The sequence below is a fragment of the Pseudomonas sp. PS02303 genome (genome assembly GCF_029959925.1).
Lineage (GTDB): Bacteria > Pseudomonadota > Gammaproteobacteria > Pseudomonadales > Pseudomonadaceae > Aquipseudomonas > Aquipseudomonas mandelii.
Genome location: NZ_JASCOM010000267.1, coordinates 1 through 7,708 on the forward strand (window position 1 = coordinate 1; position 7,708 = coordinate 7,708).

Here is a 7,708-nt window from a genome sequence, read left to right on the forward strand (position 1 = left end):
CGCGAGGCTTGCCCTCGAAAGCGGTGTGTCAGCCAATAACAAGGGGTCTGACACGCCGCTTTCGCGGGCAAGCCTTGCTCTACAGAAGAGCGGGGCCGGCATAAAAATTGGGTTCGACACCTGAATTGTCAGGCGCCGAAGGGTCTATCAGGCTTGCGTCAACTTGGCCACAGCACGTTCGAAGCGGTCCAGGCCCTCGTCGATGTCTGCGTCTTCAACCACCAGGCTTGGGGCAAAACGCACCACGTCGGGGCCGGCTTGCAGAATCATCAGGCCTTCACGCTCGGCGGCGTTGAAGACGTCTTTGGCCTTGCCTTTCCAGGCGTCGCTCAGTACACAACCGATCAACAGGCCCATGCCGCGGACCTTGGTGAAAATGCCGTACTTCTCACCGATCTGCTCAAGGCGCGCCTTGAACTTGGCATGCTTGGCCTTGACGCCGGCCAGCACTTCAGGGGTGTTGACCACGTCGATCACCGCTTCCCCGACCGCGCACGCCAGCGGGTTGCCGCCGTAAGTGGTGCCGTGGGTGCCGACGACCAAATGCTTGGCCAGGTCTTCGGTGGTCAGCATCGCCGCGATCGGGAAACCGCCGCCGAGGCTCTTGGCGCTGGTCAGGATGTCCGGGACCACGCCGTAATGCTGATAGGCGAACAGGTGGCCGGTACGGCCCATGCCGGTCTGCACTTCGTCGAAGATCAGCAGCGCGTTGTGCGCGGTGCACAGATCGCGAGCGCCTTGCAGGTACTCAAGCTCAGCCGGGATCACACCGCTTTCGCCCTGGATCGGTTCCAGAACCACGGCGCAGGTCTTGTCGGAAATAGCGGCTTTCAGCGCAGCCAGATCGTTGTACGGCACGTGGGTGATACCGGTGATCTTCGGACCGAAACCATCGGAATACTTGGACTGGCCACCGACGTTCACGGTGAACAGGGTACGGCCGTGGAAGCTGTTGAGCGCGGCGATGATTTCGTACTTCTCGCTGCCGAACCGATCAAAACCGACGCGACGGGCCAGCTTGAAGGCGGCCTCGTTGGCTTCGGCGCCGGAGTTGCAGAAGAAAGCACGCTCGGCAAAGGTGGCGTTGACCAGCTTATGCGCCAGGCGCAAGGCCGGCTCATTGGTGAACACGTTGGACACGTGCCACAGCTTGTTCGCCTGCTCGGTCAAGGCACTGACCAGCGCCGGGTGCGCATGGCCCAATACGTTAACGGCAATCCCGCCAGCGAAGTCGATCAGCTCGCGGCCAGACTGGTCCCAGACATGGGAACCGGCACCACGCACTGGAATGAATGCGGCAGGCGCGTAGTTGGGAACCATTACCTGGTCGAAATCGGCGCGTTCTACCGCAGCGTGCTCAACGGACATCGGAGTCTCCTGAAGAGGAACACTCGCCGGAAACTGGCGAGCGATGGGGGGATTGTAAGGACAGTTTTCAGCCCGGCCTTGCCGCCAAGCGACAACTTCTTATAGCGCAAACCCCGGTTTCAGCCGGGTTTACGGCAATGCGACATATAGGGTCGCAAAGGCGCAGTTTAAACCGCCGGCACAGGTTATAGGCAGGCTTGTCGAGCGGTGCGGTAAATATGTACCGCACCCGCCCCGCCATCCTCTGTTTTGCTGGCGACTCATCCAAACGCTAAGGGAATAGCGCATGAGTCGACACGAAAACGATCGCCCTTCAAATGTCGGTGGCAATGAATCCGCCACGCAACCGGACGATCACTACCATCATCTGTTCAACAACCTGCCGACCTGGGTATTGGAAGCCTCGCCCGCGACACGCGATGCCCTCAAAACCGCCTCGCTTGCCGCGCCGCACTGGCACGGCACCGCGACATCCCTGCAACACCAGTCGCTGAAAAAGCTCAGCCAGGAACATTGGACCCAGCGAAATCGTCTGGACTCAACGCTGTCGAGGCTGCAAAGCGCACGCGCCTTCGCCGAAGCGTTGCTAAGCGCGGCCTTGAAAACCCGGTTTGATCTGGAAGTGGACGTTAAAACCACCTTCCTGCGCCTGTACATTCCACAAGCCGTGCCCTGGTTCGGGATCAAAACGGGCGCTGCACGCACCTGGACCGTGTCGCTGCTCGACGCCGCCCTGCATAACTTTCAGGCATCGGAAATGGCGGCTGATGCTTACGAGCCCGCCTCGACGTTCATTACCGAACCATCGCCCGCAGGGCAGTTCGATACGCTGCCGGCGGTCAAACAGAAACTGACCATCGCTGCCTTTGTGAGGCTGTGCCGGGAACTGGACATCGGCGCCCGCTACACCACGTACCTCAAAGACAATCTGGGGCTGACCAACCCGGTGGCCGGCGCGGTGTTGAAAGCGAAGGTGATCAGCTCGCATAAAACGGCACTCAAAGCCGCGCTACAAATGGCTCAAATCCGCAAGGATATTCCGGAGGATGCCTATCACTCGATCCTGCGCCTTGTGGAAGGTCGTTCCGGGGCGCGACTCAATGGCCAGCCGCTGTACGGTCATGACCTTACCCTCATGTCCTCCTTCCTGACCGGGATTGTCGTTTTCGCGCCGAGCCTGGAGCGCGCGCGCAAGGGAACACGGATCATTGCCTACATTCCCGACGATCCCGAGCACCCGCTCAAGGAGTACCCGAACACCCTGGCGTTCATGACCGAGCTGACCCGCAAGCTACGCGCCCCGGCCTACCAGACGTTCTTCAGCCGCTTCGTCGAGCATAAGGAAAGGGGCCCTTTTTTTGCTGATCTCAACCGCCGCCTCCAGCGCGTGACCTGGCATCAACACAAGCGTGGCGACCCACTGCCGAGCTGGCGCGAAACACCCATCGACAGGCCCAACCTGCGGTTTTCAATGACGCCGTTCAGCGCGGACCTGTGGAACCATCTCTATCAGCGACAACTGAACAAGATCCTCAACGACGCCAGCACGCTGGCCGTCTCCACCGCCTCCGCCGACCGAAACGCGCGCTGGGCTTTGTGGGATGCCGTCAGCAAAGTAGCTTCGACGCTGCTTGAAATCGCAACATTCGTGGCATTGCCGTTCGTCCCGTTTCTTGGCGAAATAATGCTGGGTTATATGGCTTACCAGTTACTCGACGAAACCTTCGAAGGCATCGTAGACCTGGCCGAAGGACTGAAAACAGAGGCGGTCGGGCATTTGATTACACTCGCTGAAACAGTGGTTGAGGTGGGCACATTCGCGGTGGGTGGTGCGATCGCTGCCGGCGCCTTCAGCCGTTTGCTTTCGCGCGAAGCGGTCGCGCTGGTCGACCCGCTCAAACCCGTCGCAACGCCGAAAGGAAAAACCCGCTACTGGAAGCCGGATCTGACCCCTTACGAACAGGCACAGCGTTTGCCCGAAGGCGCCAAACCCGATCAGCTTGGCCTCTATCGCCACGGGGGCAAGACGCTGCTGCCTCTGGAAGGAAAACTGTATGCCGTGAAACCCGACGGCACCTCCAACGCGTTTCAGATTGAGCACCCGAGCCGCGCCGATGCTTATCAGCCTTCTTTACTGCACAATCACCACGGCGCCTGGCACACCGAGCTGGAACAACCGCTGGAGTGGGATCGGGAAACGGTCATGCGTCGAATCGGCCAGGGTGTCGAGTCGTTCAGCAACGCCGAGCGCGAGCAGATCCTGCGGGTCAGCGGTTTCCACGACAACGCCGTGCGCGAAATGCATGTCGAACATTACCGCCCGCCTTCGCTGCTGACCGACACGATCAAGCGTTTCAAGATCAACCGGGACATCGACACCTTTATCGAGCAGATCGGCAGTGATCAACCCGAGCACTATCGAAAGGCTGATTCGACCCTGCAACATCAACTGCTGAGTGGCTACGACGGCTGGCCTGTCGACACGCCAATGCCGACAGCGCAAGCCCAAACATCAGCCTTCAGACAACGGACCGCAGAACTGGCCCGGGATTACCGCAAATCGCTGTTCGATCTGCGTTATCGCGCGTTGGAAAAAACCGATGACCTGCGGGTTCAGCGGCTGATCGATGATGTGCGGGGGTTACCTACCGATATCGCCGAGGAACTGGTGAGCAATGCGTCCGGCACGGAACTGAAACAGCTGCACAACGGCCGCACGCCCCAGCGTCTCAAGGACGCCGCGCTCAAAGCCATGGAGGCCGTGCGTGCCATCCGAGCCTCTGAAGGTTTTTATTCCGAAGCGCTGGACACCACCGACACCCACCGAATGGCCTTGCAAAGCCTGAACTCACCGCCCGATTTACCAGCCGGGTTGCGTATCGAAGTGCGGGACTACTCGGCCGAGGGGGCTTTGCGCGACAGCATTGGCCAACCCGATGCGCCCCTACAAAAAATACTGGTTCGCGCTGAAGACGGGACTTACCACGTACACCAAGACTCGGATTCGTCGCCGGAGGATTTTTATCAGGCCTTGTTCCGGGCGCTGCCGGATGCGCAACGCAACAAGTTGAACCCTTCGATCACAGATGCCCAGGTCCTTAAACAACGCATCGCCGAACACGCACTGGAGCAACCGGCCTTACGCAGGCTGTTTGCAAAAAATCCCCATCGGAAACCGTTCTATGACCCGACCACCATGCGCCTGCCCGGTGGTACCGAGGGCTACAGTCGAATCGCCCACGAGACACCGACGCTCAACGACCGGGTTCGCGAGGTTTACCCCAACCTGCCTCAGGAAGAAATGCAGTCCATTGTCCAGACACTGCAACTTCATCCCGATGGTGCTCGCGTAGAACTTTCACGCTTGAGGAGGGAGTTGGCCCGACTGCATCAGGACCTGCGCGCCTGGGTCAGTGATTCCCCCACAACCCATCCTGAAACCGGAAGCCCGCTCAGCGAACTGGATCAACAAGCCGAGCGAAACAACCGCCGGTTGCTGGCCCAGGAAATCCAGCGCAGCTGGCGTCGACAGTCCGACCGGGATTTCGACACACCGGAGGGGGTGACCCAATATGTGCTCAGGTTTGCAGAGCCGATCCTCGGCGACTTGCCGTCGTTGACTGCCGATTTCAGTCATGTCTCGCAGCTGTCCCTGGAAGGCACCCGCAGCGCACAGGCCATTCCCGCGTTTCTACGAGGTTTCAGCGGGCTGCGCCGCCTGGAATTGCGCCGCTTTTCCCTGAACACCCTCCCCGACGCCATCAGCCAAATGCCCGACCTTCACGCCTTGGTCTTGAGCGATTGCGGCATCCGGGTCGACGCCGCCACGTGGTCGAAGCTGGCGTCAATGAAGCAACTGGCCATGCTCGACCTGTACAAAAATCCGTTTGAAACCCTGCCGCATATCGACACGATGAGCGAGCTGGCGCACCTGGACCTGAGCGACACCCGCCAGACAGGGATTGCGGCCAGCCTTCTGCAACACCCAAAGCTTCAAACCCTCCTGCTGATGAACAACCACATCAGCGAGTTGCCTGCCGGGTTATTCGAGAGTTCGCTTTACGACAAGCGCGGCCTGCACCTCACCGACAACCCACTGTCGAACAGCGCGCGAGAATTGATCAAGCAACACCACTTCGAAACCGCCTACGACATGGGCGTCTATGCACCAGAAGCCGATATCGATCGGGTCAAGGCGCTGTACCCCAGCATGGAAATCGAGCAGGCGAGCGAGTTCGTCTACGAATTGCCGGGGACTCTGGAGGATGGCCGCAGCTATTTGACGCGCCTTGAACAAGAGCTCACCCAGCTGAAAAACGATTTGTCCGCGTGGACCGCCGATGTTCCGCAGCAGCACCCGGTGACGGGCGAACCGTTCAGTGACGAGCAACTCGTTGCCGAGCAAACGAACCGCGACGAATTCAAGCAAGCGCTCGAGAAGTGCTGGCAGCGCGAGTCGGAACTGGATGAGTTCAACGAAGCACTTGAGCCGACGTTCGAACTCAGGGTCCGTCCGGTCATCAATGGAGAACTGCCGACCTTGAGTGCGGACTTCAGCCATGTTTCCGCGCTTGAGGTTGACAGTGCCGAGGGCGCAACACGCCTGGGGCGTTTCCTTGAGTCCTTTCTCAACCTCAAAAGCCTGCGGCTGCGCGAGTGTGACCTGGGTGACATTCCCGATTCGGTGTTCAAGATGGGACGCCTGCGCTCGCTGTCGCTCCCCGATTGCCGGGTCAGCCTGTCAGCGGAGTCGGCAAGTGCATTGGCGGGAATGGAGCAGCTTGATTACCTCGACCTGAGCTTTAACCCGTTGGGGCGCACGCCGGATCTAAGCCAAATGCCCGACTTGTCGACCGTGCTGCTCAACGACACCGGCATCACTGACATACCCGACGGCCTGCTTCAGCTGGCGGATCTCGACTGGGCTGACCTGAGCATGAATGCAATAACCGAGGTGCCCAGCGACCTGCTGGAATTGCCGGTGGAAATTGCTGAAAACATCACCTTGAGAGGCAATCCGTTTTCCCAGGAAAGCCTCGCGCGACTGGTCCGCTTCTTTGAACTGACCCGTGCGGATTTTGGCGTGGAGGAGGTTATCAACCGAGGGGAAATACAGGTGTCGACCTCAGAGGGTTCCGAGATCGACGAGTAACATCAGCCGCGCTCGGACGGCACCGACGACAACTCGAATGGACTGCTGCTGCGCCGCTGGTTGCGATCTTCCCGCGGCGTGGCACCGAAGAAGTTGCGGTAGGCGCTGGAGAAATGCGGCCCCGATGAGAAGCCACAGGACAGGCCGATCTGAATGATCGACTTGCTGGTTTGCATCAACATCTGCCGGGCCTTGTTCAGGCGAAGTTCCAGGTAGTACTGGCTCGGCACGCGGTTGAGGTATTGCTTGAAGATCCGCTCCAGTTGTCGACGGGACACGCACACGTGCTGGGCGATTTCGTCGGTGGTCAGCGGCTCTTCGATGTTGGCTTCCATCAGCAACACCGCTTGTGTGAGCTTCGGATGGCTGGAACCGAGGCGGTTCTGCAGCGGGATGCGCTGGCGTTCGCCGCCCTCGCGGATACGCTCGACTACCAGTTCTTCCGACACAGCGCCGGCCAGTTCGGCGCCGTGATCACGGGCCAGCACGGCCAGCAACAGATCGAGTACCGACAAGCCGCCACACGCGGTCAGTCGATCGCGGTCCCAATCGAACAGATGGCTGGTGGCGATCACTTTAGGGAAGCGTTCGGCGAAATCGTCCTGCCAGCGCCAATGCACGGCAGCGCGGTAACCGTCGAGCAAACCCAATTGCGCCAACGGGTAGACACCGGCAGACAAACCACCAATCACGCAACCGGCACGCACCAGTTGTTTCAGCGAACTGCTGAGCGCCGGCGCGAGGGTGGTCGGCGGCTCATCGGCGAGCAGAAACAGCTTCTGGAAGTTTTCGAGCTTGCCGGCCCACGGCTCACCCGGCAGTTGCCAGGCGCCTTCGGTCGGCGGTTCGGCCTGCAAAAACGACAATTCGTAGACAACATCCGGATGCACACGCTGGGCAACACGCAAGGCCTCCTCAGCCAGCGCAAGCGTCAGTGCTTTAGTGCTGGGCCAAATCAGGAAACCAATTCGATGGGCAGTCATGGCGGGCAATCCGAAACGAAAACAGTGATGAAGGCATGGGCCAATGCTAGCCCGTAAATGAACGCAAATCTCGAAACCTGCAGCATTCCCCTGTTGGAGCGAGGCTTGCCCGCGAGAACGGTGGTTCAGTCAACATGATTGCTGTCTGAACCACCGCATTCGCGGGCAAGCCCCGCTCCTGCAGGGATTGGGACCCGCCGTTAGG

The 7,708-nt window shown here is 59.9% G+C and carries 3 protein-coding genes; 1 reads left to right on the forward strand and 2 read right to left on the reverse strand.

Features of this window, described 5'->3' with window-relative positions; all coding sequences use genetic code 11:
- Positions 1 to 147: 147 nt before the first annotated feature.
- Positions 148 to 1,368: an aspartate aminotransferase family protein gene (locus tag QMX98_RS29805; protein WP_010457244.1), complete on the reverse strand. Its 1,221-nt coding sequence runs from the start codon at positions 1,366 to 1,368 to the stop codon at positions 148 to 150.
- A gap of 286 nt (positions 1,369 to 1,654) precedes the next feature.
- Between QMX98_RS29805 and QMX98_RS29810 the strand changes: the two genes are divergently transcribed.
- Entirely contained in the window at positions 1,655 to 6,520 is a 4,866-nt protein-coding gene (locus QMX98_RS29810) for a DUF6543 domain-containing protein (protein ID WP_282411823.1), read from the forward strand.
- 2 nt (positions 6,521 to 6,522) lie between these two features.
- On the opposite strand, the gene QMX98_RS29815 is transcribed toward QMX98_RS29810, so the two are convergent.
- Positions 6,523 to 7,503 carry a GlxA family transcriptional regulator gene (locus QMX98_RS29815; RefSeq protein ID WP_010457247.1) on the reverse strand — a complete coding sequence of 327 codons (981 nt, stop codon included), beginning with the start codon at positions 7,501 to 7,503 and terminating at the stop codon, positions 6,523 to 6,525.
- Positions 7,504 to 7,708 lie beyond the last annotated feature (205 nt).